This is a genomic window from Arthrobacter sp. TE12231 (assembly GCF_054062895.1).
The window spans coordinates 32,506-58,855 of the sequence record NZ_JBSSFS010000001.1 but is presented as its reverse complement, the minus strand read 5'-3'; the positions used below and the strand labels follow the sequence as shown (position 1 = coordinate 58,855).

Sequence of the window (26,350 nt, the reverse complement as noted above, 5' to 3'; positions counted from 1 at the left end):
TGGCACGCAAGCAGCCGCGCGGCCGCCACTATTTTCGTATCGGTCCACCCTCAACGGTCGGCGTCGTCGTCCGTTCCATGGCGGGCAGCCGCCTGCCGGGCGGCCTTCTGAACGACGGCCTCAAGTTCGTCGGCGCTCAGCAGTTCCGGGTGAAGGTGCTTGGTGCGGTAGCCGGCCCGCCCCACCATGTGGGCTGAAACTGGGACGGTCAGCAGTTGGAAGAGCCACGCCACCACCAGGACGGGCCACACCCACCAGGTGCGCATCTGCAGGCCAAGGGCGGCCAGGAGCAGGAAGAGCCCCAGGACCTGCGGTTTGGTGGCGGCGTGCATCCTGCTCATGAGGTCCGGGAACCGCAGCAGTCCGACGGCCGCGCCGAGGGACATCAGGGCGCCGACCACCATAAACACGGCAGAGACGGCGTCGATCACTGTTTCAGGATTCACGGACGTTCTCCCTCCGGTCGGCCACGAACCTGGCCACGGTGACCGAGCCGACGAACCCGATGAGGGAAATAGCCACCAGCAGCATCAGGTTGTTCAGGTGCCGGTTAGCGGCCATGTCGATGCACAGGGCCGCACCGAAGATGGCCAGGAGCACGTCGGCGGCCAGCACCCGGTCCAGCAGCGACGGGCCCCGCGCGATCCGGATGATCGCCCCCGCGGCGGCCAGGGAAAGTACGACGGCTGTCACCGTCAGGACGATCTGCATCATGCGGCGGCCTCCTGGGCAAGTGCGGACAGTTCCTCTTTGGTCCCCATGATCCTGATCAGCCCGGCCTCGGTGTCGCGGACTTCCTTGCGCAGCTTGGCCGCGTCTTGGGCGTTGCGGACGTTGATGCCGTGAATGTAGAGGGTGGACGTGGACCTGTCCACCTCCACCACGAGTGATCCGGGAATCAGCGAGATCACGTGCCCGGTGGCCGTCACGAGGAGGTCCGAATGGCTCCGCAGCGGCACGGCGACGATTGCGCTGACCACGTCCGGGCCGCGGACCACGGCGAGGTAGAGGACCTGGAAACTGGCCGCGACGACTTTTCCGAGGAAGACGACGGCGAAGGGGACGGCGCGGAGCACGTTGAAGCGGCCGCCGAGTTCCACCGGGGGCAGGTAGAAAACCCGCGCCACGACCACGGCGATGAGGGCGCCGAAGAGGAGGTTGCCGGGGCTGAAGTTCTGCCACAGGGCACCCCAGACAAACACGAGCCACACCAGCAGCGGCAGTTCCTGGCGCAGGGAGATCCTTTTCCGGTTCATTTCCCGCCGCCCTGCTGCTGGCCGGGCCGGACCGCCGACGGCACCGGCGGGACCGGGGCGTCCTCGCCAAGCACGGCGTGGATGTAGGCGGACCTGTCCAGCATCTCGTGGGCGGACTGGTCCGCGACCTTGAACAACGGCCCGGCAAAGACGGTCAGGGCCACGCCAAAGAGCACCAGGCCCAGGGTGGAGCCCACCATGGTGCGCGGCAGGAGGGTCACGTTGGTCCGGCCGGCCCGGTCTCCGGTCGCGGAATCCTCCGGTGCCGCCAGGAGCACCGGATCGGGGTGTTCCGCGTCCTCGGGCTTGCGCCAGAACGCCCGGTTCCAGACCCTGGCGATCGCCAGCAGGGTCAACAGACTGGTCAGCACTCCCCCGATCACCAGTGCGTAGGCCAGCGGCGTCCCGAGTTCGATGCCCGCTTGCAGGAGCCCCAGTTTGCCCAGGAAGCCCGAGAACGGCGGGATGCCGGCCAGGTTCATGGCCGGAATGAAGAACAGCACGCCCAGGACCGGGGAGAGCTTGGCCAGCCCGGCGACGCGGTCCATGGACGAGCTGCCGCCCCGGCGTTCAATCAGGCCGGTCACCAGGAACAGGCTGGTCTGGATGGTGATGTGGTGGGCCACGTAGAACACCGCGGCGCCCAACCCGGCCACCGTGGACATGGCCAGGCCGAACACCATGTAGCCGATGTGGCTGACGAGGGTGAACGACAGGAGTCGCTTGATGTCGCTTTGGGCCAGGGCGCCGAGGATTCCCACCACCATGGTCAGCAGCGCCGCGACCATGAGCGGGGCGTTGAGTGCATCCCCCGGGAAGAGCAGCGTCTCCGTGCGGACCATGGCGTAGACACCCACCTTGGTCAGCAGCCCGGCAAACACCGCGGTGACGGGGGCCGGCGCGGTGGGATAGGAGTCGGGGAGCCAGAAAGAGAGGGGGAAGACGGCGGCTTTGATGCCGAAGGCCACCAGGAGCATGACGTGCAGCAGCGTCCGGGTGCCCTGGTCCAGGTCGCCGAGCTTGATGGCGAGGTCCGCCATGTTGATGGTGCCGGTGGCCCCGTAGATCATGGCGATCGCGATCAGGAACAGCACCGAAGACACCACGGAGACCACCACGTAGGTCACGCCGGCCCGGATGCGCGGTCCCGTGCCGCCGAGGGTGATGAGCACGTAGCTGGCGGTCAGCAGGATCTCAAAGCCGACGTAGAGGTTGAAGAGGTCTCCGGAGAGGAAGGCGTTGGATACCCCGGCGACGAGGATCAGGTAGGTCGGGTGGAAGATCGAGACCGGCGCGTCGCGGTCGCCGTCGGCCATGCCCTGTCCGGTTGCGTAGATCAGCACTGCAAGGCTCACGGCCGAGGACACCACGAGCATGAGCGAGGAGAACTGGTCCACCACCAGCACGATCCCCCAGGGCGGCATCCACCCGCCGATATTCACCGCGGCCGTCCCGCCCTCCCAAACGGAGGCCAGCAGCCAGCATTCCAGCAGCAGGGTCACGGTCAGGATGGCGATGCTGACAGCCCGCTGGGCCCGGGAGTGCCGGATCAGCAGGAACGTCAGGGCGGCGCCCAGGATGGGGAGTACGACGGCGAGCGGGGCAAAGCTGGCGATGTTCACTGTCCGCCTCCTTCCGGTCTGGGGTCAACGTTCAGGGAGCCGGGCTGTTCTTCGGAGGCGGCCTGTTCGGCCCGCACCGGGCGGTCGCCGGACATGACCGCGGCCGCACCGCTTCCCTGGCTGGAACCGGATCCGGGACCCGGACCTCCACCGACAGGGGTGTCCACCAGCCCGGCGCCGTCGGAGCCGATCATCGCCAGCGGAAACTCCGAGGTCTCGACCGGAATCACGGAATCGTCCTCGGCGTCAAAGCTCGGGGTTTCCGCGACGCGGCGGTCCTCGGCGTCGTCCTGGATTTCATCCTGGCGGGCCAGGACCCAGGTCCGGTAGATGATGCCCAGCATGAACGCCGTGACGGCGAAGGAGATCACGATCGAGGTCAGGATCAGGGCCTGCGGGAGGGGGTCGCTGTAGTCCCCGGCGGGGGTGTTCTTGTCGAAGATCGGCGCCAGACCGGCGTACCCGCCGGTGGCGAGGATCAGGAGGTTGGTGGCGTTGGCCAGCAGCATGAGGCCCAGCAGGACCCGGGTGAGGCTGCGTTCAAGGATGAGATAGATGCCGCAGGCGTACAGGGCCCCCATGACAGTCAGCAGGGTCAGATTGACGCTCATGCTTTCCCCCTGGCTGTCGTTTCCGCGTCGGCTGTTTCAGCCGGGAGACCGACCTCATCGCCGTCGGACGGCCCTTCGTCGGACGGCCCTTCGTCGGATGGCTCGGGCTGTTCCTCGAAGTGCTCGTCGATTTCGGCCCCCAGGCTGCGCAGCACGTCCAGGGCCAGGCCGACCACGACGACGTACACGCCGATGTCGAAGATGGTCGAGGTGACGAACTTGATGTCGCCGAACACGGGCAGCCACAGTTCGACGATGGCGCTCTGGAACACCTGTCCGCCCAGCAGCAGCGGCGTCATTCCGGCGGCCGCGGCGGTGGCCAGGCCGATTCCCAGCAGGGTACCGGCGCCGACCGGCGTGGCTTCGCGCAGTTCGAAGCGGCCGCCGGCGAGGTAGCGGATGGTCAGGGCGAGTCCGGCTGTGAGGCCGCCGGCGAAGCCGCCGCCGGGCAGGTTGTGGCCGGCGAGCAGCAGATAGATGGAGAACACGATCATGGAGTGGAAGATCAGGCGGGTGACCACCTCGAAGATGATCGAGCGGCGTTCGGGGGCCAGAGTCCGGCCGGCCACCAGCCAGGCGTCCCGGGTGGCTGCAGCGAACCGACGGTTCATGGCCAGGGCGGCATCGTCCCGGGTGCTGCCCCGGGCCCCGGTCAACCGGCCGACGGTCCCTTCCGCGACTGTGGCGGCCGTCCGGATGCGGTCGCCGCGGCCTCGGACGAAGATGAGGCTGGCCACGCCGGTGGCGGCCAGGGCCAGGACGGAGATCTCGCCAAAGGTGTCCCAGGCGCGGATATCCACGAGGGTCACGTTGACGACGTTGAGGCCGCCGCCGCCCTCGTAGGCCAGCTGCGGGAACTGCAGGGAGACCGGCTCGGCCACGCGGGCGCCGAGGGCATAGATGGCCACGAAGATCATGGTGGCGCCGAACGCCAGGCCGATCACCACGCGGATGACCCGGTATTTCCCGCCGGTGCGGTCCCGCAGCCCCGCGGGGAGGCTCCGCATGGCCAGCACGAACGCCACCAGAATGATCGTTTCGACCAGCATCTGGGTCAGCGCGAGGTCAGGGGCGCCCTGCAGCGCGAACATCAGGGCAATGCCGTAGCCGGTGACGGACACCATCAGGACGGCCAGGAACCGCTTGTTGGCGCGGACCGCGGCGAGCGCGCCGATCACGACTCCCGCACCGGCCACCAGCTGCAGCGGCGAGCCCGGATCGATGACATAGAGTCCGGGCGGGAGCGGCTTGTTGGCCACGAGCAGCGCCGTCAGCGGCAGGACGAACGCCACGGTCAGGATGACGGAGAGGTAGAAGAACAGCGAGCCTCGCTGGGTCCGGCCGGTGACCCAGACGGCGGTGTCGTCCAGCGCGCCGATCGTCTGCTGGTACGCGCGGTCGGCGTCGATCCAGCCCGGCACGAAGGCCTGCAGCCGGGCCACGGCGTTGCGGCCGTAGAACATGGCCAGGCCCAGGGCGAACGTCACCGCGGTCAGCCCCAGGGCCGGGGTGACGCCGTGCCACAGCGCCAGGTGGCCGGGCGAGGAGCCGGAGCCGTCCACAAAGAGTTCCGCATAGGGCTGGATCCAGCCGTCGACGGCGGCGGGCCACAGGCCGTACAGGATCGTGAGGAGGCTCAGGATTGCCGGTGCGGCAAGGAAGGCGGGTTTGATCGGTTTGAATGCCGTGGGCTCCACGCCGGGCTTGACGGCGAAGGCGCCCCACATGAAGCGGGCGCTGTAGGCGAAGGTCAGGACGGAGCCGAGGACCACGCCTCCCAGCAGCCAGGGCCCGGTCCCGGACTCCGAGCTGTATTGGATGAAGGCCTCGAACACCGATTCCTTGGCGACGTAGCCGGCCAGCGGGGGGACGCCCGCCATCGAGGCCGCACCGATCGTCGCTACCACCGCCAGTGCCCGGGCCGAGCCGTAGACGCCGGAGAGCTTGCGGATGTCCCGTGTCCCCGCTTGGTGGTCGATGATGCCCACCACCAGGAACAGCGTGGCCTTGAACAATCCGTGCGCCAAGAGCAGGGCGAGTCCGGCGAGCGCCGCGTCGGGAGTGCCGAGGCCCACCACCATGGTCAGGAAGCCCAGCTGGCTCACGGTGCCGTAGGCGAGGATGAGTTTGATGTCGGTTTGCCGGAGGGCCCGGTAGCCGCCGACCAGCATGGTCGCCAGGCCCAGGCCCAGCACGATCGGCAGCCACGGCGGGATCCCGGCGAACCCGGGGGCGAGCCGGGCCACCAGGTAGATCCCCGCCTTCACCATGGCCGCGGCGTGCAGGTAGGCGCTCACGGGCGTGGGGGCGGCCATCGCTCCGGGGAGCCAGAAGTGGAACGGAACCAGGGCGGATTTGGTGATCGCACCGATCAGGATCAGGACGACGGCGGCGCTCACGGCGCCTGCCGCGGGGCCGGTGACGAGCGCGGGGGCCATGTCCAGAATGGCCTGGATCCGGTAGGTTCCGGCCGTCGAACCCAGGATGATGAGCCCCACTAGCATGGCCAGTCCGCCGGCAGTGGTCACCATGAGGGCCTGCAGCGCCGAGCGCCGTGCGGACAGCCTGGTCCGGGCGTAGCCGATCAGCAGGTAGGACAGCACCGTGGTCAGTTCCCAGAAGATGAACATCAGCAGGAGGTCATCAGCGGTGACGAGGCCGAACATGGCACCGGCGAAGGCCAGAAGTTGGGCCCCGAACCCGCCGAGGTAGTCGTCCTTGTTCTTGAAGTAACGGGCGCAGTAGACCAGCACCAGCGCGCCGACCCCAAGAACCAGCAGGGACATGACCCAGGCCAGCGCGTCCATCCGGAACGCGAGTTCCAGCTGGAGGGCGGGAACCCAGGGGATCGCCTCGGCGATCGCGCTGTCTGAATTGACTGCCCCTGAATAAACGGCATCGTGCTGCAGGAGCAGCCAGATGAAGGAGGCCGCGGGAACCGCGGCCAGGGTATAGAACGAATTCCTGCCGAACTTTCGGAACAGCAGCGGGGCCACGACAGCCACCGCAAAGTGCACGGCAAGGACTGTGATCACTGGTGTCTCCGCAACGTCAGAAATTCGATTGTCAGCAAGTTAGAGCAGGCGGTTCATTTGTTAGGTTCGGTGCGGACAGTTTACCAAGCGTGTACAAATTCTTTTGGCAGGGACGCCGGCCACTGAATAATTCGTAGCAAAAGCCGCCAGGGACTCCCGCGGGGGACAGGCCGCGGGCGTCCTGGGCGGCTACGATTCTGGCTATGAACACTGCCGCCGCCCCCGAGGCCATGCGACCGTCGTCGGAACTGGAAGCGGGAAGTCCCGTCTCGCACAAGGGTCGGATCCTCGCGTGGGCGTCGTGGGACTGGGGCTCGGCAGCCTTCAATGCCGTCATGACAACCTTCGTTTTCACCGTCTACCTGACCTCCAGGGCCTTCGGCGGCGAGGACCAAGCCTCGGCGGTCCTGGGCGCCGCGCTGGCCGTTGCCGGCGTGGCCATCGCCCTGTTGGCCCCCGTCACCGGGCAGCGCTCGGACACCGGGGGCCGGCGCAAGCTGTGGCTGGGGGTCAACACGGCCGCCGTCGCGGTCCTGACCGGGCTGTGTTTCTTCGTCTTCCCGCGGCCGGAATTCCTGCTTCTCGGCGTCACGCTGATCGCGCTGGGCAACGTCTTCTTCGAATTCGCGGGGGTCAACTACAACGCCATGCTCGCGCAGATTTCCACCCCGCGGAACATCGGCAAGGTCAGCGGCTTCGGCTGGGGCATGGGGTACCTCGGCGGCATTGTGGCGCTGCTGATTGTGCTCCAGCTGTTTGTCCAGCCCAGCTTCGACTGGTTTGGCGCCTCCACCACGGACAGCCTCAACATCCGGCTTGTGGCAGTGTTTTCGGCCCTGTGGTTCTTCATTTTCGCCCTGCCCGTGCTCTTCGCCGTGCCGGAGTTGCCGCGCGCCGGGCGGGACACACGGCTGGGCTTCTTCGCCTCCTACGGCCTGCTGGTCAGGCGCATCAAGGCGATCTACCGGACCAGCCCGCACACCATCTATTTTCTCCTCGCCAGCGCCATCTTCCGGGACGGTCTGGCCGCCGTGTTTACCTTCGGCGGCGTGATCGCGGCCGGAACCTTTGGCTTCGAGCTCAAGGACGTCATCTTCTTCGCGATCTTCGGAAATGTCGTGGCGGCCGCCGGGGCCGTTTTCGGTGGCTTCCTGGATGACAGGATCGGGCCGAAGGCCGTGATCATTGCGTCCCTGGCCGGACTGCTGCTCGCGGGCACCGCCATCCTGGTGCTCGGCAACGGAAGCTACGAATTCCTCGGCCTGGCCTGGGCCGGCACCACCACCTTCTGGATCTTCGGCCTCTTCCTGTGCCTCTTCGTGGGACCGGCCCAGTCGTCCTCCCGCGCGTACCTCGCCCGGCTCGCCCCGCACGGGGAATCCGGCGAGCTCTTTGGGCTCTACGCCACCACAGGCCGGGCCGTGAGTTTCCTTGCCCCGGCCCTTTTTACCCTGTGCATCACCGTCGCCACCCCCCTCACGGCCACCGGCGAGGCCCAGCGTTGGGGCATCCTGGGCATCATGGTGGTGCTGCTTGCGGGCCTGCTCGTCCTCCTGCCGGTCAAGGCCCCGGACAGAACCGAAATCGCGGTCGTCCCCGCGGCCTGAGGCGTCCGAATTTCCGGTTCGCGCACTAGGCTGAAGATATGAACGTGGATGAGACGGACCTCCCCGGCCTCGGCCGGCGCAAGGACTTCATGACTGCCTCGGGACGCCGGATCGGCGTGGTCGAATACCGTGAAGGCCAAACGGAACTCATCGTCTCGACCTGGGACGACCCTGATACTTGCCAGGCCTCCATTCCGCTGACGGCGGACGAGGCCGCCGCCCTGGGCAACCTCCTGGGTGGCCAGCGCCTCGCCATGCAGCTCTCGGAAGCACACCGGGAAGTCCCGGGCATCGTGACGCGCCAGTTCTCAATCAGTGCCGAATCCCCCTTCCACAACCAGCCGATGGGAAAGGCCTGCATCCGGACCCGCAGCGGCGTCTCAATCGTGGCCATCATGCGCGAGGGCGAGGTCCTCCCCTCGCCGGGGCCCGACGTCGTCCTCCACCCCGGCGACCTCCTCGTCGCAGTCGGAACGCAAGAAGGCCTGGACACGGCGGCCAGCATTCTTCGCAACGGATAAGCGGGATGGATCCGCTCGCGCTGACCCTGATCGAGCTGGGGGCTGTCGTCTTCTGTCTCGGCCTGCTGGCCAGACTGGCCGGGCGGATCGGCATGTCCCCTATTCCGCTCTACCTGGTGGGCGGTCTGTTCTTCGGCGCCGGAGGCCTCGTCAAGCTCGAAGGGATGCACGAGTTCGCCCATCTTTCCGGCGAGATCGGCGTCATCCTCCTGCTGCTTATGCTGGGTCTGGAATATACGGCGGCCGAGCTCGTCACCGGGCTGCGGCGGTCCTGGCAGGCCGGCGTCCTGGACCTTCTGCTCAATTTCCTGCCCGGCGCAGGGCTCGCCCTGATGCTGGGATGGGGCGTCGTGGGAGCCATGGTGATGGGCGGGGTGACGTACATTTCATCGTCCGGGATCGCGGCGAAAGTCATCACCGATCTTGGCCGGATCGGCAACAGGGAAACCCCGGTGGTCCTCGCCATCCTGGTGTTCGAGGACCTCGCCATGGCCGTGTACCTCCCGATCCTGACCGCCACACTGGCCGGAGTCAGTTTCCTGATGGGCCTGCAGACCGTGGGCATCTCCCTCGCCGTCGTCACCCTGGTCCTGGTGGTGGCCCTCCGGCACGGCCACCACGTGTCCAAAGCCGTGCACAGTGAGAACTCCGAGGTCTTCCTGCTCAATCTGCTCGGTGCTGCGCTGCTGGTGGCGGGGCTCGCGGCCGCCATGCAGGTCTCCGCGGCGGTAGGCGCGTTCATGCTCGGCATCGCGATTTCCGGCGCCACGGCCCACAGCGCCACCCGCATCCTGGAGCCGCTCCGGGACCTTTTCGCGGCGATCTTCTTTGTTGTCTTTGGCCTCAACACGGACCCACGGTCCATCCCGCCCGTCCTGGGCTGGGCGCTGTTGCTGGCCCTGGTGACGGCAGCCACCAAGATGATCACCGGATTCTGGGCGGCCAAACGGGCCGGCATTGGAATTCCCGGCCGCTTCCGCGCGGGGGCCGCCCTGATCGCACGCGGCGAATTTTCCATTGTCATCGCCGGCCTCGCCGTTGCCTCGGGTGTGGTGCCCGCGGATCTGGCGGCCCTCGCCACGGCCTATGTTCTGATCATGGCGATCGCGGGGCCGCTGGCCGCCCGTTTCGTGGAACCAGTCGTCCGGCTGCTGCGCCGCCCGGTCCGGCGCCCGGCTGTCCGGACATCGGGGCAAGCGTAAGCCTGAGACTGCGCCGGAAACGGCCCTAAATGTCGGTGCGGTGGAAATTCAGGTGGCTGCGGCTGGCAGTCGGGCCGCGCTGGCCCTGGTAGCGGTTGCCGTACTCCCCCGAACCGTAGGGGTGCTCGGCGGCCGAGGAAAGCCGGAAGAAGCACAGCTGGCCAATCTTCATGCCGGGCCACAGCTTAATGGGCAGCGTGGCCATGTTGGACAGCTCCAGCGTGACGTGGCCGGAGAACCCGGGGTCGATGAATCCCGCCGTCGAGTGCGTGAGGAGACCGAGCCGGCCGAGCGAGGACTTTCCCTCGAGCCGGGCCGCAATGTCATCCGGCAGCGTCACGGTCTCGTAGGTGGAGCCCAGGACGAACTCGCCCGGGTGCAGGATGAACGGCTCGCCGGATTCCACCTCCACCAGGCGGGTCAGCTCGGGCTGCTCCTCGGCCGGATCAATGTGGGCGTACTTGTGGTTGTCGAACAGCCGGAAGAACTTGTCGATCCTGACGTCCACCGAGGACGGCTGGACCATCGCCGGGTCGAACGGTTCAAGGACAATCCGCTGGGAGTCGATTTCGGTTCGAATGTCGCGGTCAGAGATCAGCACAGGTTCAAAAATACCGCACAGCGCCCGACCCGGCTTCACGGACCGGCACGGACGCCGAGTGTTACTTCCCCGGCCCGTCTATTCCGCGGCGGGCATATGTTCCAGGATGGACTTGAGCCGGTCGAGCTGGCCGACCTCAGCCTTCATCCGACGGCGCAACGGGTTGGTCAGCCGGGCCAGGAATCCCTTGGGCTCGCAGTTCAGGGCGAAGCGGACGCGTGTGCCGGGTCCCTCCGTGCTCAGGTAGTAGCCGCCGTGCGGCCGGGCCGGCCCGGCGATGACCTGGTACTGGATTTCCGCGCCCGGCCGCGCCTCGACGATTTCGAAATCCGCGGCCACAGGGCGTCCGCCCGGTCCGGCAACCGTCTGGCGGTACACGGCGCCTTTGGCGCCGGCCGCACCGGAAAGCAGCTCTACGCTCCGGACCCCGTCCCGCCACAGCGGCAGGTGGCCAGGGTCCATGAGGTAGTTATAGACGCTCATGGCGTCGCGGCGGATAACGACGTCGTACTCTGCAAATGCCACGGAAATCCTTGCTCGGCGGACGGTTATTGGGCGTAGCCCGCTTCCCCGGAACTGCAGCTAACCATTTCAGGATAGACAGCACCGGCCACCGCACCGGGTCCTGTGACGGGCTTTCGCCCAAGAGTGTCCGAAGAGTTATGAGACGTGGCGGACGGCGATCCGGCCGCCTATCCGCCAACGCGCGGACGTGGCGTGTTCAACCTCGCCGCCAGACTGGGGTAATGTAAATCTCGTTGTTTCACCGGGGCAAAAGTCCAGCACTTTGGACAGTCCCACTGCGGCTGTAGCTCAATGGTAGAGCGCTAGCTTCCCAAGCTTGATACGCGGGTTCGATTCCCGTCAGCCGCTCCAATCCTCCCCTCCGCCTCCGGCGCTACGCCGCCCCGCTCCGGCCTGCCATTAGGTTCCTACCTGTATCGTCAGAAGTCAGGAACCTCTTCGGTTCCGCTACAGGAGCAATCATGGCTGACAAGTCCCCCCGTCAAGCAGCATCCAAGAAATCCGGCAAATCCATCAAGGAAAAGCGCGCTGACAAGAGGGCCGCATCAGCGCCGGCCAGCTCCCTCGACAAAGTGACCGCTGCCAAGACGGCGAGCCCCAAAAAGAAGTGACCGGGTCCCCGAACCGCCTCACCCTCGGCATCCTCGCCAGCACCCGAAAGCCGGACGAGCGACGCCTCCCCATCCATCCCCTGCACCTGGACCGCATCGCGCCGGAGATCCGGGAGCAGCTGATCCTCGAGGAAGGCTACGGCGAGCGCTTCGGCGTGTCGGACGAGCACCTCGCGCCCCTCGTGGGGCGCATCGCGCCGCGGCAGCAGCTGCTGGCGGACGCCGACGTCGTCCTCTTGCCCAAGCCGCAGCCCGAAGACCTTGCCGAACTCCGCGACGGTCAGGTCCTCTGGGGCTGGCCGCACTGCGTCCAGGACCGGGCCATCACCCAGCTGGCGATCGATAAGAAACTCACGCTCATCGCCTTCGAGGCCATGAACCACTGGGCCAGCGACGGCGGCTTCGGCCTGCACGTCTTCCACAAGAACAACGAGCTCGCCGGCTACTGCTCCGTGCTGCATTCCCTGGCGCTGACCGGGTCCACCGGGGACTACGGCCGCCGGCTGAGCGCCGTCGTGATCGGCTTCGGCGCAACGGCCCGCGGCGCGGTAACTGCCTTGAACGCCCACGGCGTCCACGACGTGCAGGTGCTGACCAACCGCGGTGTTGCCGCAGTGGGCTCGCCCATCCACTCGGTCCGGATCGCGCAGTTCGACCACGACAGCGAAGCGCCGTACCTCAGCGAGGTCATCACCGAGCGCGGGCGCGTGCCGTTGGCACCATTCCTCGCCGAGAGCGACATCGTGGTCAACTGCACCCTGCAGGACCCCAACGCGCCCCTGACCTACCTGCGCACGGAGGACCTGGCCGCTTTCCGGCCCGGGAGCCTGATCGTGGATGTGTCCTGCGACGAGGGCATGGGCTTCAGCTGGGCGAAAACCACCACGTTCGCCAAGCCGATGTTCAAGGTCGGGGACCACATCGACTACTACGCCGTGGACCACAGCCCGTCCTACCTCTGGGATTCCTCCAGCTGGGAGATCAGCGAGGCGCTCCTGCCGTTCCTGGAGACCGTGATTGCCGGCCCCGAAGCCTGGAACGCGAACGAGACCATCCGCCGTGCGATCGAAATCCGCGGCGGCGTCGTCCAGAACCCGGATGTGCTGCAGTTCCAGCACCGGGAACCGGACTACCCGCACGTGCCGCTGGCCGGTTAGTACCGCCGGCGGCTCGACCCGGGTTTCGGCACGGTTTCGTGCTTTCCGCTGCGAAAAAAGACAGCCGCGGCGTGGATCCACGCCGCGGCTGTCCGGTATCGGCGCGGAAAGCTAGGACGCGGCGGATGTCTGCCGCCGGCCCTGGCTCGGGACGATCCGCAGCAGCCGGCGCCGGTCCTTCAGATCCACCTTGAGCATGAGCTGCCCCCGCCGTGCCAGGACGACGGCGACGCTTGCCGCGGCGAGCACCGGCACCCCTCCGGAGATGAGGACAGCCGTGTGCGGGTTCGCGTGTTCGGCGAGCCAGCCGATCATCGGGCCGCCGATCGCCTGCCCGCCGATCAGCACCATGATGTACAGGCTCATGACGCGCCCGCGGATTGCCAGGTTGGCGCTGACCTGGACTAGCTGGTTCGCGGCGGTAAGGAACATGAGGCACCAGAACCCGGCCAGCACCATCGCCGCACCGAACCAGGGCATCGACGGCGCCAGGGATGCCAGGCACAACATGAGGCCGTACATTCCGGCGCCCAGGACTACTGAGCGCAGCCGCAGTTCGCGCCGCCGGGCCGAGGTGATGGCCCCGGCCAGCGCCCCGAGTGCCACGAGGGTGTTGAGCAGGCCATAGCCGCCGGCACCGGCGTCGTACACGTGGTCGGCAAACGCGGCCAGCAGCACCGGCAGGCTCATCGCGAACACCGCGATGAACCCGGCCATCAGCCAAGGCCAGTAGATGGTGGGCTTGCTCAGCGCATAGTTCAGCCCTTCCCTCAGCATGCCCCGCCGCTTGGCGACCGGGCTGCTGACATGCAGCTGGTCCTTCCGCAGGCTCAGCAGCATGGACACGGTGAAGCAGCAGGCCACGGCGTTGGCGGCAAAGGCCCAGCCCGCACCGACGGCGGTCAGCAGGATCCCGGCGACGGCAGGACCGATCAGTCCGCCGAGCTGGAAGATCGTGGAGTTCACGCTGATTGCGTTGCGCAGGTAGCGGGGACCCACGAGTTCGTTGACGAACACCTGACGGGCCGGCTGGTCCAGCACGGTCACGAGGCCCAGGACCAGCGCGATCCCATAAACGTGCGCGACCTCGATCTGCTGGCTGAGGGCCAGCACGGCGAGCGTTGCCGCCAACAGGGCGGCGACGGACTGGCACAGCATGAGGATCTTCCGCTTTGCGAAGCGGTCCGCCATCATGCCGGCCCAGGGGCCGAGGAACAGGGACGGCAGGAACTGCAGGGCCACAGTGATCCCGACGGCGGTGACGGACCCGGAGAGCTGGAGCACCAGCCAGTCCTGGGCGATCCGCTGCATCCAGAGCGCGATCACGGCAATGAAATGGCCGATCGCGAAGATGCGGAAATTGCGGACCTTCAGGGAGATGAACGTGTGGCGCCACGGCAGGCGCTCGTTGACGACGGCGATCGGTTGGGTGATGGTGTCTGGCAGGGCGGCTGCGTTAGCCTCGAGCGGCGGAGGGGGTGCCACGGCAAAGTCCTCAAAAGAGCGGGTGAGCGGGATGGACTTAACGCTAGGCTGGCCCCAAGAGATTATGGAAGCCTATTCAGCGCATAACTAGCATTACAAAACGCAATACATCGTTCGCAATGCACGCCCCGAGCCGCCCGATCCGGGAGACCAACATGTTCGAACCCGCCCAGCTCCGCTCCTTCCTGGCCGTGGCCGAAACCCTGAGTTTCACCAAGGCCGCGGAACGCCTCGGCCTTGCGCAGCCCACCGTCAGCCAGCACGTCCGCAAGCTGGAGGCGTCCGCCAAGCGCGTGCTGATCGCCCGGGACACCCGCGACGTGCGGCTGACGGACAACGGCGATGCCATGGCCGGGTTTGCCCGGAGCATCCTCGCCGCGCACGACGCCGCCGCCCGGTATTTCTCCGGATCGGCCATGCGCGGGCGCCTGCGCTTCGGCACGGCCGACGACCTCGCCATCACCGGGCTGCCCCGCATTCTCCGGGAGTTCCGCCAGATCTATCCGCAGATCAACCTCGAACTCACGGTGGGCCAGAGCGACCAGCTCTACAAGCGCCTCAACGCGGGGCAGCTGGACCTGGTCTTTGTGAAGTGGGTGGCGGGGGCCAAGGACGGGACCGTGGTCCAGCAGGACGTTTTTGCCTGGGTGGGGCTGGAGCAGACCGTGCTGGATCCGGCCGATCCGGTGCCGCTGATCGCGTACCCCTCCCCCAGCCTGAGCCGGAAGCTCGCGATCGACGCCCTTGAGGCCACCGGCCGGACCTGGCGGATCACCTGCACCACTCGGCAGATCAGCGGCGTGCTGGCCGCCGTCCGGGCCGGCATCGGGGTGGCCGTGATGCCCTTCTCGCTGGTCCCGGAGGATCTGAAGATCATTACCCGCCGCTTCGATCTGCCGCCCGTGGGCGACGTCGATTTCACCCTCATCCGCAATCCCCTGGCCAATACCGAAGTGATCGATGCGCTCACCCAGGCGATCGTGGGCCGAACTTTGAAGCGCCCGGCCTAGGGCGCGGGCGGCCCGCCGGCCCGTCCATGGCATCTAGTCTGCGGCACACGTGGGCGGGGTACTTACCTGACAGACCACGAAGGTAGCGAGGAGTACTTACTTGACCATTGAACGGTGCAGGTACTTCATCTATCCTGACACTACTCAAGATTAATCGTCCGAGGTCAAGCAGAGGCCCACGACAACGATTCGAAAAAACGAACGCTGTCCGTCGCTGATGCCCTGTGGCTGGCGCCAGAGCGTTCGGGATAGGCCGACAATGATGCCAGCCATAAACCACCCCCGTCTGTCCGCACCGGCCGCCGCCCACGCGACTACGTCCGCCCGACCGGCAACGTCCCCGATGCGTCACGGCGCCACGATTCAGCACCCCGCTACCACCCAGTACTCCAGCCTGGGCCGCGGGGGAATTCGCCCGGCCACCTTGGCGGAGTCCGATTTTGTTGCCAGCCCGTTCTGCGAACGCTGCGGCACGGACGAATTCATCTACCTGGAGACCTTCATCCCGGCCGCGCACCGCCGGGACGGCTCCGTCAGCAAGCTCGGCGAGGTCACCTACTTCTGCTCCGGCTGCGATGACTTCTCGGCCCACGCGGTCCCGGCCTCGTGGGTGCCGCCAGGCTGGTACTTCGGCTAGGCGGCTCCGCGCTTAACGCCATCGCCGCCGCGCCGCACCCAACGGTGCTGCACGGCGGCGACGGCGTTTTAGCACGCCCGGCCTAGAGTTCTGGCACGCTCGGGCTAAATCAGGGCATCCGAGATGTGGTTCGGGGTGCCGAATCGGTGCGCTGTGATGCTGATGGCCTGCTCGTGCAGGAACGGCAGCAGTTCCACGCGTCCGGCTTCGGTGACCGGGTGGAAGTAGACCGCCAGGTCCGGGCGGCCGCCGGTGGCCTCGGCCAGTGCCTTGGCGTTTCCGCCGATCAGCCGGATCCGGGCGCCGGACAGCTTGCCTGCCGCGGCGAGCGTGCCGGCGGAAGCCAGCCAGTCGGCGTCGTTCTCCACGGTGACGGCGATGCCGAGGCCGGACAGGACGGCGCTCAGCTGGGCGGGCAGTTCGACGGCGGTCGAGACTGTGAGGGCGGACCCGGCGAGGACACCGGCGGCCACGGTCCGGACGAGGCCGGCGAGCGGTTCGCCTTCGGCGAGGCGGACCGTGACGGGCAGGGCGCGGTAGCGGAAGACGTTGCGTTCGGCGCTCAGGCCCGACACGTCCTTGGAGGTGCCGAATTCCTCGGCCCAGGCCCGGGCATCGGAAGCCAGGGCGCGCTGCAGCGGCGCGATCTCGTCGGCTGTCAGGAAGCCTTTGGCCGCGTCTTCGATCCGGCGTACTCCCGTGTGGGCGGGTGCAGCGGCCGGGGTGACGGCGGCGGTGCTGGGCTTGCTGGCCCATTCGCCGAGGCCGACGAGGTAGTTCGGGCCGCCGGCCTTGGTGCCGGCGCCGACGGCGGATTTCTTCCAGCCGCCGAACGGCTGGCGCTGGACGATCGCTCCGGTGATGCCGCGGTTGACGTAGAGGTTTCCGGCCTGGATGGTGTCCAGCCAGAGGCCGAGCTCCTCGCTGTTGAGCGAGTGCAGGCCCGCGGTGAGGCCGTAGTCGATCTGGTTCTGGATCGCGATGGCCTCCTCCAGGGTCTCCGCCGTCATGACGCCCAGGACGGGACCGAAGAATTCGGTGAGGTGGAAGTAAGATGCGCGCCGAACGCCCGAGCGCACGCCGGGGCTCCAGAGTTTGCCGGTGGCATCCAGCTTCCGCGGTTCCACGGCCCAGGTTTCACCCTCGCCGAGGGTGGTCAGCGCGTTGAGGAGCTTGCCGCTGGCGGGCTCGATGATCGGACCCATCTGGGTCGCCGGGTCCTCCGGGTAGCCGACCTTCAGCGAGGTGACGGCGTCGACCAGCTGGTTGTGGAACCGCTTCGACGTGGCAACGGAACCGACCAGGATCACGAGCGAGGCGGCGGAGCACTTCTGGCCGGCGTGGCCGAACGCGGAGTAGGCCACGTCCTTGGCTGCAAGGTCCAGGTCCGCGCTCGGGGTGACGATGATGGCGTTCTTGCCGCTGGTCTCGGCCAGGAGCGGCAGGTCCTTGCGGAAGGACCGGAACAGCTCGGCGGTCTCGTAGCCGCCGGTCAGGATGACGCGGTCCACGGCCGGGTGCGAGATCAGCTGCTGGCCGAGTTCCCGCTCGCCCAGCTGCACCATGGTCAGGACGTCCCGCGGGACACCGGCCTCCCAGAGAGCCTCGATCATCACGGCACCGCTGCGGCGGGCCTGCTTGGCGGGCTTGATCACGACGGCGGAGCCGGCGGCGAGGGCGGCCAGAGTGGAGCCGGCCGGGATGGCGACCGGGAAATTCCACGGCGGGGTCACGACGGTGAGGTTGGACGGGACGAAGGTGGCGCCGTCGACGTCGTCGAGCTTGCGGGCCGATTCGGCGTAGTAGTGCGCGAAGTCGACGGCCTCGCTGACCTCGGGGTCGCCCTGATCGATCGTCTTGCCGGTCTCGGATGCCATGACCTCGAGGAGGTCGGCGCGGCGGGCCTCGAGGACGTCGCCGGCCCGGTGCAGGATTTCGGCGCGCTCGGCGCCGGAGAGTGCGCCCCAGGCCTTGCCCTTTTCGACGGCGGTGGCGATGACCGCGTTCAGGGTGGCCTCGTCGTTGATCGTGGCGGCCTCGACGGCGGCGTTGCCCAGCGTGGAGTTTGCCACGCGGCCCAGGATGGCGCGGCCCCAGTCGCGGTTGGCGGGCAGCGAGGGATCAGTGTCAGGGGTGTTCTCGAACGCATCGTGCGGCAGCGGCGCGGCCGGGAGAGCGCGGTTCTGCCGGCGGTTCGGCGGCGGAACCTCGTCGTCGAGCTTGGCGAGGGAGGCGAGGAAGCGCTGCTTCTCACGCTCGAACAGCGTTTCGTTCTCGCTGAGCTCGAAGACGGCGGACATGAAGTTGTCCTGGCTGGCGCCCTCTTCGAGGCGGCGGATCAGGTAAGCGATCGCGACGTCGAACTCGGCCGGGTGGACCACCGGGGTGTAGAGCAGGAGGGAGCCGACGTCCTTCTTGACGGCTTCAGCCTGGCCCTGGGCCATGCCAAGCAGCATCTCGAATTCGATACCGGATTCCACGCCGCGCTGCTTGGCCAGCAGCCAGGCGAAGGCGATATCGAAGAGGTTGTGGCCGGCGACGCCGATCCGGATGTTTTGGATCCGGTCGGGGTGCAGCGAGTAGTTGATGACGCGCTTGTAGTTGGTGTCCGAATCCTGCTTGGTGTTCCAGGTGGCGAGCGGCCAGTCGTGCAGGGAGGCTTCCACCTGCTCCATCGGCAGGTTGGCACCCTTGACGACGCGGACCTTGATCGCGGCGCCACCCTCGGCGCGGCGGGCTGAGGCCCAGTCCTGCAGGCGGATCATGGCGGCAACGGCGTCGGGCAGGTACGCCTGGAGCACGATGCCGGCCTCGAGGTTCTTGAACTCGGGCTTGTCCAGGATCCGGGTGAAGACCGCGATGGTCATGTCCAGGTCTTTGTATTCCTCCATGTCCAGGTTGATGAACTTGGCCTTCTGTCCGCCGGCGGCAAACGACGCCGCGCGGGTGAAGAGCGGGGTCAGCTTCTCCACGACGTGCTCCACGGCCTCATCGAACGCCCACGCGGAGTGCGGGGCCACCGTGGAGGAGACCTTGATGGAGACGTAGTCGACGTCCGGGCGGGACAGCAGGGCATGGGTGCCCTCGAGCCGGCGGGAGGCCTCGTGTTCGCCTAGGACCGCTTCGCCGAGGAGGTTGACGTTGAGCTTGATGCCGTCCCTGCGGATCTTGGCGATGGCCGGACCGAGCTTGGCGTCAGTGGCGTCGACGATGAGGTGGCCGACCATTTCACGGAGCACGCGGCGGGCCACCGGGATGACCACCTGAGGCAGGACCGGGGCCATGGTGCCGCCGAGGCGGACGGCGCTGCGCATGTACCAGGGCAGGAACGCCGGGACCTTGGGGGCCAGGGCGGCGAGGTTGCGGGCGGCAACCTGCAGGTCTTCCGGACGGACGACGCCGTCGACGAATCCGACCGTGAAGTCCAGGCCGTTCGGGTCTTTCAGGACTCCGGCGAGCTGCTCGGCCGAGGCGTCGACGGGAACCGTGGCGGCTTCGGTGAGCCAGTGGCGCACCAGCGCGATGGTGTCCTCGGCCAGGGCTGCGGCTTCAAGGACCGTCGAGCCTTCCGAAACCGCGGCGTGCGCGGCTTCATTGCCCGCGGCGCTGCCGGTGGTCGCGCCGGACTCAGTGGAGATGTTGGTCATGGCTGAAACTCGTTCTTTCTCAAGATGTGGACCTCTTATGAATCAGTATGCGACCGTATTTTCATAAGATAAAGCGATGTTTTCTGAGCAATACCAGTTAGAAAAACTGAACCTTCAACCACGTTGCGCTATCACTTGTGGTCCCCAAGACCTGTGGATGGGAGCCATAAGTGATAGCGCAACGGGGAGGTGGGGTACTTATGCCAGAGGGCGGTGCATCTCCACGATTTCTTCGTGCCGCGGGCTGTCCGGGTTCATTAGCGAGTTCTTGCGGCCGTACGTGAAGTAGATGATCAGGCCGACCACGAGCCAGACGCCGAACCGCAGCCAGGTCTCCCAGTGCAGCTGGAACATCAGGAACAGCGAGGCGAACACGCCGAACGCGGGAACGACGGGCATCAGCGGCAGGCGGAAGGTCCGCGGGGCCTCAGGCTTCCTGTAGCGGAACACGATCACCGATGTGCAGACGACGACGAACGCGGCCAGAATACCGATGTTGGTCAAGTCCGCCACGGCCTTGATCGGGAGGATGCCGGCCAGGATGGCGGAGGCGGCGCCGGCGATCCAGGTCACCCGCTGCGGCGTGCCGTGCCGGTCCGTCTTGGCGAACCAGCCCGGCAGGAGGCCGTCGCGGCTCATCGAGAACCAGACGCGGGTGACGCCGAGTAGGAAGGTCAGCATTACGGTCAGGATGGACAGGACCGCGAACACGGAGATGATCGTTGCGATCACCGGCAGTCCGACGCTGTTGAAGGCGGAGGCGAAGCCGGCCTTGGGGTCGATCTCCGTGTAGTGCTGCATTCCGGTGAGCACCAGGGTGGCGGCGACGTAGAGCAGCATGGCGATGATCAGCGAGTAGATGATCGCCTTCGGCATGTGCTTCTTGCCGTCCGTCGCCTCCTCCGCCGCGGTGCTCATGGCGTCGTAGCCGAACACGGCGAAGAACACGGTCGCGGAGCCAGCCACCACGGGCCCGAAACCGCTGGGCATGAAGGGGTCGTAGTTTTTGGTGTTGATGTAGAAGATGCCCAGGCCGATGATGAACAGGATCAGTACCACCTTGATGGCTACGGCTATCAGCTCGAAGCGCCCAAAGGTCTTCGTGCCGCGGGAGAGGATCCAGGTCACCAGCAGGCAGACGAGGATGGCGGGAAGGTTGATAATGCCGCCCGTTCCCTCATCCGGCGTCGCTGTCATCCAGGCGGGCATATGGATGCCGATGCCGGACAGGAAGGCATCGAAGTAGCCCGAGATGCCGATGGCCACCACGGCCACGATCGCGATGTACTCCAGCAGCAGGTCCCACCCGATGAACCAGCCGATTACCTCGCCGAGGGCAACGTAGCCGTAGGTATATGCCGAGCCGGCCCGCGGGATCATGCCGGCGAATTCGGCGTAGGACAGTGCCGCGGCAGCGGATGCCAGTCCCGCGATCAGGAACGAGACGAGCACCGCCGGGCCGACGCCGGGCTCGCTCGCACTGCCATGCGCCACAAGGCCCGCCAGCGAGAAGATGCCGACGCCGATAATGCCGCCGACGCCGATGGCCGTCAGCTGCCAGAGCCCCAGGCTCCTGTGCAATCCGCTGTGCTTGTTTTCTTCTTCAATGTCGTCGATGGGCTTGCGCCGCATGATCGACCGCGCCAAATCTTGTGTAGCCACCAGGGCCTCCTAATTTAGGTGTGATGCCCATCAATCCACCCTGTGATGGGGGTAACCGAGCGACAACAGTATGCAAGCCCGATTGCATTAGATAAAGTGAATTCTCTTAAGTAATAACCATTAGAATTACCAAAGGATTACCGATGCTCGACGTCCGGCGTTTGCGACTGCTGCGCGAACTGAAGATCCGGGGCACACTGGCCGAAGTGGCCGAAGCGCTCCAGTACAGCCCATCGTCAGTTTCCCAGCAACTGGCACTCCTTGAGAAGGAGGCCGGGGTGGAACTCCTCCGGAAAACCGGCCGCCGGGTGCAGCTAACCCCCCAGGCCGAAGTCCTCGTAGCCCATACGTCCCAGCTTCTGGAGACCCTGGAGCAGGCCGAGGCGGACCTGGCAGCGTCCCTGACCACAGTCACCGGCACCGTGCGGATCGCCGTGTTCCAGTCCGCCGCACTGGCCCTCATGCCGGGCACCCTGACCCGGATGACCTCCAGCTACCCGGAGGTCAGGGTAGAGATGACCCAGCGGGAACCGGAGACGGCCCTCCACGAGACGTGGGCTCGCGACTTCGACCTCGTGATCGCCGAACAGTATCCGGGCCACGCCGCCCCGCACTACGCCGAACTGGACCGCGTGGCCCTGACCAGGGACGCCATCCGGCTGGCCGTTCCGCCCTCCTCGCCGGGGCGCACCGCCATCAGGACGCTGGCGGATACCGCGGGGCTGCCCTGGGTGATGGAACCCCGCGGGGCGGCCTCCCGGCACTGGGCCGAGCAGGCGTGCCGGAGCGCCGGATTTGAGCCCGATGTCCGCTTCGAAACCGCCGACCTGCAGGCCCAGATCCGGCTGATCGAATCCGGAAATGCGGTGGCCCTGATGCCGGACCTCGTGTGGACCGGCCGCGGCACCAGCGCGCAGCTCCTGGACCTGCCCGGGAATCCGCACCGCACGGTGTTCACCTCGGTGCGGCGCTCCAGCGCCAAACGGCCGGCCCTGCTCGCCGCCCGGGAAATCCTGGCGGCGACGGCGGCATCCATCGTTCCGGCGGCGGCCGCCGGCACGCTGGACCCGGCCCCCGCGGACCGGCCCGGCTGACCGGAGGGGTGTGCAGTGGGCCACAGCGCCGGCGTCGGCCCCGCGTTAGACTGGTGACGTTATGAATCGCACAATGTTCAAATCCAAGATCCACCGCGCGACGGTCACGCACGCGGACCTTCACTATGTCGGTTCCGTCACCGTGGACCTGGATCTGCTGGAGGCCGCCGACATCCTCCCCGGCGAGCTCGTGGCGATCGTCGACGTCACCAACGGCGCCCGGCTCGAGACCTACACGATTGCCGGCGAACGCGGGTCTGGAGTGATCGGCATCAACGGCGCCGCCGCCCACCTGATGCACGAGAACGACATCGTCATCCTCATCACTTACGCGCAGATGACCACGGACGAGGCAAAGGCGTACAACCCCAAGGTGGTCCACGTGGATCAGGACAACAAGATTGTCCAGATCGGCAACGACCCCGCGGAGGGCATGACGCCGGGCCTCCTGCGCCCGCCGCACTCGCTGAACAACGCAGCGCTGAACTAAGAATCGCCCCCTCCGGGCGTAATAGGGCGGTCCGCAGAATAAAGCTGATTACTCTGGAACGGTGACCTTCGCCCGCCGCCCTTCCGCCCCGCCGCGGAGGGCCGCGTGCTAGGGGTTCTGGCAGGCTTCTTCGTCGTCTGGTCCATCATCCTGGTCGGCATGTTCGTGGGCCGGCGCAACATCCTGGGCGAGAACGCCCGCTCCGTCCTCAGCGCCCTGACCTTCTTTGTCGCGAGCCCAGCTCTGCTCTTCGAGACGCTCAGCAAGGCGAAACTGCATGACGTCTTTGCCGCGCCGCTGCTCGTGACTGCCGTTGGAGCCCTGACGACGGCGGTGCTGTTCTTTGGCATTGTGCGCTTCGCGCTCAAACGCCCGGCCCCGGAAGCCCTCATCTCCTCCATGAGCGCGTCCCTTGCCAACTCCGCCAACCTCGGCATTCCCATCGCCGTCTTCGTGCTCGGAGACGCGAGCTACGTGGCGCCCCTGCTCATCTTCCAGCTGGCCTTTTTCACTCCCATGTTCCTCATGGCGCTGGATGCCACCACCAGCTCGCACCGAACCACGCCGCTGACATTCCTGCTCATGATCCTGCGGAACCCGATGATCGTGGGGTCCGCGCTGGGCCTCGTGGTGGCCGGGACCGGCTGGCAGGTGCCGGCACTGGTCATGGAGCCCATCCACCTGATCGGCGGGGCCGCCATCCCTGCCATGCTGATCGCGTTCGGCATGAGCCTGAACGGATCCCGGCCCCTGCATCCGGCCACCGGGCGCCGGCTGGACACCCTGCTGGCGAGCTTCTTCAAGCTCGTTGTCCACCCCCTGGTGGCCTACCTGTTTGCCCGCTTTGCCCTCGGCATGCAGGAGCAGGCATTGTTCGCCGCCGTCGTCACGGCAGCCCTGCCCACGGCACAAAACGTGTTTGTCGCGGCCAGCCGGTACCGCACCGGCGTCACAGTAGCCAAAGACACGGTGCTGATCACTACCGTAGTAGCTGTGCCGGCCATGATCGGCGTGGCCCTGCTGCTGGCCTGACCCGCTTTGGCGGCCCGGCACCAATCCCCGAGGAGGACCCTTGAATACAACCCTGGACACGGTCGTCATCGGCGGCGGCGCGATGGGCTCCGCCACCGCCTGGGCGCTGGCCCGGCGCGGCCGGGACGTGACCTTGCTGGAGCAGTTCGGGCCCGGCCACCGCAACGGCGCCTCCCACGGCACCACCCGGAACTTCAACCCCGGCTACGCGGATCCGGACTACGTCGCCATGCTGGCCGAGTCCGTGCGGCTGTGGAACGAGCTCGAAGCGGACAGCGGCGAGCGTCTGCTGGCCCGGACCGGCGTCGTGAACCACGGCACCGATCCGCGGCTGCCCGAGATCCGGAGCGCCCTGCTCGCCGCCGGGCTCCGCGCGGAGTTCCTCGCCGTCGAGGAAGCCGCAGAGCGCTGGCGGGGCATCCGGTTCGACCAGCGTGTCCTGCACATGGCGGACGGCGGCCAGCTGAACCCGGACGCCGCATTGCCGGCGATGCAGCGCCTCGCCGCCGGCCACGGCGCCGAGATCCGCCATCACGTGAAGGTCCTGGAGCTGAAAGTGCTCGACGACGGCGTCCGGCTCACGTTCGAGTCCGGCGGCGTAACGGGGGTGCTTTCCGCGCGGCAGGCCGTGGTCACCGCCGGCGGCTGGACCACCAAGCTGCTCGCCGGTGTGGCCCCCGTGCCCCGGCTGACCGTCACCCAGGAGCAGCCCGCGCATTTCGTCATCACGGACCCCGGCGCCCAGTGGCCGGGGTTCAACCACATGCCTGGCCACGGGGATGCCTACCGGTACTGGCGTTCGCCGGTTTACGGCATGCACACGCCGGGCGAGGGCATCAAGGCCGGCTGGCACGGGGCGGGCCCCGTGGTGGACCCGGACAACCGGTCCTTCACGGCGGAGCCCGAACAGCGGGCGGCCCTGCAACGGTACGCCCGGGAGTGGCTGCCCGGGGTCGACGCCGACGCCCTCACCGACGTCAGCTGCACCTACACGACCACTGTGGATGAGAACTTTGTCCTGGACAGGATCGGCCCGGTGGTCATTGGCGCGGGCTTCTCCGGCCACGGGTTCAAGTTCACTACGGCCGTCGGCCGGATCCTGGCCGACCTCGCCACCGGCGACGGCGGCGCGCCGGCCATCTTCTCGGCATCCCGGGCACGGGTGCGCTGACTCCCGCGGGGGCGAATCGACGTTCTGTCCGGCCCTGCACGAAGCAACGCGGGGATCCTTCGCGCCCATCCCGGGCCCCAGCATGGGCGCGATGTGACCCCGCGTTGCCCTGTGCGCCGGTAGGCTGGGACCGGTCTTGAACAGCCCCGCGGATACCCGGGGCAACAGCATGAAGTGGGGAAGAATTGCACAGCGTCCAATCAGGCAGCGTCACACCAGGCAGCACCCGAACACTCAGCGTCCCGGCCAGCAGCGGTCCCGCAACTGACCGCCGGGCACAGGCCACAGGCGGGCGGAAGATCGGCGCTGTCGACTGGATTGCCCGCGGCGTGGCGGGCCTGCTGCTCGTGGCGACGTCGGCGTGCGCCGGCCCCGGGACACTAACCCCGGCGGCCGGGACCGGCGTCGTCGGCCCCGGCACCGCGGCGGCCTCCGCCACCGCGACGGCCGGCGCGGACAGCACACCGCTGGATCCCGACACGCCCCCCGGAGTCGATGCCCCCGGCGTCGACGCCCCGCACCAGCAGCCCGCATTCGCCAGCAAGGCCCTCGCGGTGCTGGCGACGCTCCCCGTCAAGGGCCGTGCGCCGAAAACGGGCTATTCCCGTGACCAGTTCGGCCCGGCGTGGTCCGACGTCGACCACAACGGCTGCGATACCCGCAATGATGTGCTCCGCCGCGACCTCAAATCCGTCGCGCTCAAGCCCGGAACGCGGGACTGCGTGGTCCTCTCAGGCGTCCTGAACGACCCCTACACGGCCGCCGCCATCAACTTCCTGCGCGGCAACGCCACCAGCACCGCGGTCCAGATCGACCACGTCGTGGCCCTCAGCGACGCCTGGCAGAAGGGCGCGCAGCAACTCAGCCCCGGGCAGCGGCTCTCCTTCGCCAATGATCCCCTGAACCTGCTGGCGGTGGACGGCCCCGCCAACCAAAGCAAGAGCGACGGCGACGCCGCCACTTGGCTCCCGCCGAACAAGTCCTACCGCTGCGATTACGTCGCCCGCCAAATTTCGGTGAAGTCCAGCTACGGCCTCTGGGTGACTCAGGCCGAGCACGATGCCATGGCGCGGGTCCTGTCCGACTGCCCGAATGCCCTAGCGCCCACCAACCAGCCGGCCACCGCTCCCGCGCAGGCCGCCCCGGCCCCAGCACAGCAGCCGGCACAGCAGCCGGCGCCTCAGCCGGTCCCGGCGCAGGTCCAGATGGCCCCCGCACCAGCACCCGCGCCCGCGCCAGCACCGGCGGCCGGCGTGTACTACGCGAACTGCACCGCGGTCCGCGCCGCCGGTGCGGCACCCATCCACGTCGGCCAGCCGGGGTACAGCAGCAAGCTGGACCGCGACGGTGACGGCGTCGGCTGCGAGTAACTCC

At 67.4% G+C, this 26,350-nt stretch carries 23 protein-coding genes and 1 tRNA gene; 13 read left to right on the top strand and 11 right to left on the bottom strand.

The features are described 5' to 3' along the window. Window positions 1–50: 50 nt before the first annotated feature. The 6 genes from mnhG to ACVWYS_RS00200 are packed head-to-tail and all read right to left on the bottom strand — an operon-like array spanning window position 51 to window position 6,524. The gene (gene mnhG, locus ACVWYS_RS00225; protein ID WP_456508030.1) at window positions 51–446 is read right to left on the bottom strand and encodes a monovalent cation/H(+) antiporter subunit G; all 396 of its coding nucleotides are present in this window, start codon (window positions 444–446) and stop codon (window positions 51–53) included. Then, complete coding sequence (locus ACVWYS_RS00220) at window positions 436–714, bottom strand: monovalent cation/H+ antiporter complex subunit F (protein WP_116767891.1); 279 nt, start codon at window positions 712–714, stop codon at window positions 436–438. Before ACVWYS_RS00220 ends, mnhG begins: the two co-directional genes overlap by 11 nt. After that, entirely contained in the window at window positions 711–1,256 is a 546-nt protein-coding gene (locus ACVWYS_RS00215) for a Na+/H+ antiporter subunit E (RefSeq protein WP_116767892.1), read from the bottom strand. Before ACVWYS_RS00215 ends, ACVWYS_RS00220 begins: the two co-directional genes overlap by 4 nt. Then, a complete protein-coding gene (locus ACVWYS_RS00210; protein ID WP_344360698.1) occupies window positions 1,253–2,878 on the bottom strand; it encodes a Na+/H+ antiporter subunit D in 1,626 nt (541 codons plus the stop codon). The genes ACVWYS_RS00215 and ACVWYS_RS00210 overlap by 4 nt, the downstream gene beginning before the upstream one ends. Continuing rightward, a complete protein-coding gene (locus ACVWYS_RS00205) occupies window positions 2,875–3,489 on the bottom strand; it encodes a Na(+)/H(+) antiporter subunit C (protein WP_116767894.1) in 615 nt (204 codons plus the stop codon). The genes ACVWYS_RS00210 and ACVWYS_RS00205 overlap by 4 nt, the downstream gene beginning before the upstream one ends. Further along, window positions 3,486–6,524, bottom strand: a complete 3,039-nt coding sequence (locus ACVWYS_RS00200; RefSeq protein WP_456508029.1) for a Na+/H+ antiporter subunit A — start codon at window positions 6,522–6,524, stop codon at window positions 3,486–3,488. Before ACVWYS_RS00200 ends, ACVWYS_RS00205 begins: the two co-directional genes overlap by 4 nt. A gap of 203 nt (window positions 6,525–6,727) precedes the next feature. Here ACVWYS_RS00200 and ACVWYS_RS00195 point away from each other — a divergent pair, with 203 nt between their 5' ends. Genes ACVWYS_RS00195 through ACVWYS_RS00185 form a run of 3 tightly spaced genes read left to right on the top strand, consistent with a single transcriptional unit; the run spans window position 6,728 to window position 9,854 of the window. Further along, window positions 6,728–8,131, top strand: coding sequence for an MFS transporter (locus ACVWYS_RS00195; RefSeq protein WP_456508028.1), 1,404 nt, complete (start codon window positions 6,728–6,730; stop codon window positions 8,129–8,131). Between the two features lie 38 nt (window positions 8,132–8,169). Further along, window positions 8,170–8,652 (top strand): cation:proton antiporter regulatory subunit, encoded by a 483-nt coding sequence (locus ACVWYS_RS00190; protein ID WP_091254529.1) that lies wholly within the window; start codon window positions 8,170–8,172, stop codon window positions 8,650–8,652. Between the two features lie 5 nt (window positions 8,653–8,657). Then, a complete protein-coding gene (locus ACVWYS_RS00185; RefSeq protein WP_456508027.1) occupies window positions 8,658–9,854 on the top strand; it encodes a cation:proton antiporter in 1,197 nt (398 codons plus the stop codon). Between the two features lie 25 nt (window positions 9,855–9,879). Here ACVWYS_RS00185 and dcd read toward each other — a convergent pair whose 3' ends face one another. Further along, a complete protein-coding gene (gene dcd, locus ACVWYS_RS00180; protein ID WP_091254534.1) occupies window positions 9,880–10,455 on the bottom strand; it encodes a dCTP deaminase in 576 nt (191 codons plus the stop codon). Between the two features lie 78 nt (window positions 10,456–10,533). Continuing rightward, window positions 10,534–10,980: an SRPBCC family protein gene (locus tag ACVWYS_RS00175; protein WP_456508026.1), complete on the bottom strand. Its 447-nt coding sequence runs from the start codon at window positions 10,978–10,980 to the stop codon at window positions 10,534–10,536. A 277-nt stretch (window positions 10,981–11,257) separates the two neighbouring features. Here ACVWYS_RS00175 and ACVWYS_RS00170 point away from each other — a divergent pair. The 3 genes from ACVWYS_RS00170 to ACVWYS_RS00160 all read left to right on the top strand — a co-directional run bounded on the left by ACVWYS_RS00170 (window position 11,258) and on the right by ACVWYS_RS00160 (window position 12,748). Next, window positions 11,258–11,331 (top strand) — tRNA-Gly (locus ACVWYS_RS00170). 110 nt (window positions 11,332–11,441) lie between these two features. Continuing rightward, window positions 11,442–11,591 carry a hypothetical protein gene (locus ACVWYS_RS00165; RefSeq protein WP_018774018.1) on the top strand — a complete coding sequence of 50 codons (150 nt, stop codon included), beginning with the start codon at window positions 11,442–11,444 and terminating at the stop codon, window positions 11,589–11,591. Next, entirely contained in the window at window positions 11,588–12,748 is a 1,161-nt protein-coding gene (locus ACVWYS_RS00160) for a N(5)-(carboxyethyl)ornithine synthase (RefSeq protein ID WP_456508025.1), read from the top strand. Before ACVWYS_RS00165 ends, ACVWYS_RS00160 begins: the two co-directional genes overlap by 4 nt. A 111-nt stretch (window positions 12,749–12,859) precedes the next feature. Here the strand turns inward: ACVWYS_RS00160 and ACVWYS_RS00155 are convergent, their stop codons facing one another. Then, on the bottom strand, window positions 12,860–14,233 hold the full coding sequence (locus tag ACVWYS_RS00155; RefSeq protein WP_456508024.1) for an MFS transporter: 1,374 nt from the start codon (window positions 14,231–14,233) through the stop codon (window positions 12,860–12,862). Window positions 14,234–14,388: 155 nt separating this feature from the next. On the opposite strand from ACVWYS_RS00155, the gene ACVWYS_RS00150 reads away from it, so the two are divergent. Beyond that, complete coding sequence (locus ACVWYS_RS00150; protein WP_116767901.1) at window positions 14,389–15,243, top strand: LysR substrate-binding domain-containing protein; 855 nt, start codon at window positions 14,389–14,391, stop codon at window positions 15,241–15,243. Between the two features lie 259 nt (window positions 15,244–15,502). Next, window positions 15,503–15,880 carry a hypothetical protein gene (locus tag ACVWYS_RS00145; RefSeq protein ID WP_237563498.1) on the top strand — a complete coding sequence of 126 codons (378 nt, stop codon included), beginning with the start codon at window positions 15,503–15,505 and terminating at the stop codon, window positions 15,878–15,880. A 104-nt stretch (window positions 15,881–15,984) separates the two neighbouring features. Here the strand turns inward: ACVWYS_RS00145 and ACVWYS_RS00140 are convergent, their stop codons facing one another. Both ACVWYS_RS00140 and ACVWYS_RS00135 read right to left on the bottom strand, forming a co-directional pair. Then, window positions 15,985–19,527 (bottom strand): bifunctional proline dehydrogenase/L-glutamate gamma-semialdehyde dehydrogenase, encoded by a 3,543-nt coding sequence (locus ACVWYS_RS00140; RefSeq protein WP_456508023.1) that lies wholly within the window; start codon window positions 19,525–19,527, stop codon window positions 15,985–15,987. Window positions 19,528–19,725: 198 nt separating this feature from the next. After that, the gene (locus tag ACVWYS_RS00135; RefSeq protein ID WP_202615904.1) at window positions 19,726–21,159 is read right to left on the bottom strand and encodes an amino acid permease; all 1,434 of its coding nucleotides are present in this window, start codon (window positions 21,157–21,159) and stop codon (window positions 19,726–19,728) included. A gap of 173 nt (window positions 21,160–21,332) precedes the next feature. Here ACVWYS_RS00135 and ACVWYS_RS00130 point away from each other — a divergent pair, with 173 nt between their 5' ends. From ACVWYS_RS00130 to ACVWYS_RS00110, 5 genes are all read left to right on the top strand, one after another. Continuing rightward, on the top strand, window positions 21,333–22,283 hold the full coding sequence (locus ACVWYS_RS00130) for a LysR family transcriptional regulator (RefSeq protein WP_456508022.1): 951 nt from the start codon (window positions 21,333–21,335) through the stop codon (window positions 22,281–22,283). Between the two features lie 61 nt (window positions 22,284–22,344). After that, window positions 22,345–22,773 carry an aspartate 1-decarboxylase gene (panD, locus tag ACVWYS_RS00125; RefSeq protein ID WP_202615903.1) on the top strand — a complete coding sequence of 143 codons (429 nt, stop codon included), beginning with the start codon at window positions 22,345–22,347 and terminating at the stop codon, window positions 22,771–22,773. 105 nt (window positions 22,774–22,878) lie between these two features. Then, on the top strand, window positions 22,879–23,805 hold the full coding sequence (locus ACVWYS_RS00120; protein ID WP_456508021.1) for an AEC family transporter: 927 nt from the start codon (window positions 22,879–22,881) through the stop codon (window positions 23,803–23,805). Between the two features lie 40 nt (window positions 23,806–23,845). Beyond that, window positions 23,846–24,976: an FAD-dependent oxidoreductase gene (locus ACVWYS_RS00115; protein WP_456508020.1), complete on the top strand. Its 1,131-nt coding sequence runs from the start codon at window positions 23,846–23,848 to the stop codon at window positions 24,974–24,976. A 185-nt stretch (window positions 24,977–25,161) separates the two neighbouring features. Next, the gene (locus ACVWYS_RS00110; protein ID WP_344360655.1) at window positions 25,162–26,346 is read left to right on the top strand and encodes a GmrSD restriction endonuclease domain-containing protein; all 1,185 of its coding nucleotides are present in this window, start codon (window positions 25,162–25,164) and stop codon (window positions 26,344–26,346) included. Window positions 26,347–26,350 lie beyond the last annotated feature (4 nt).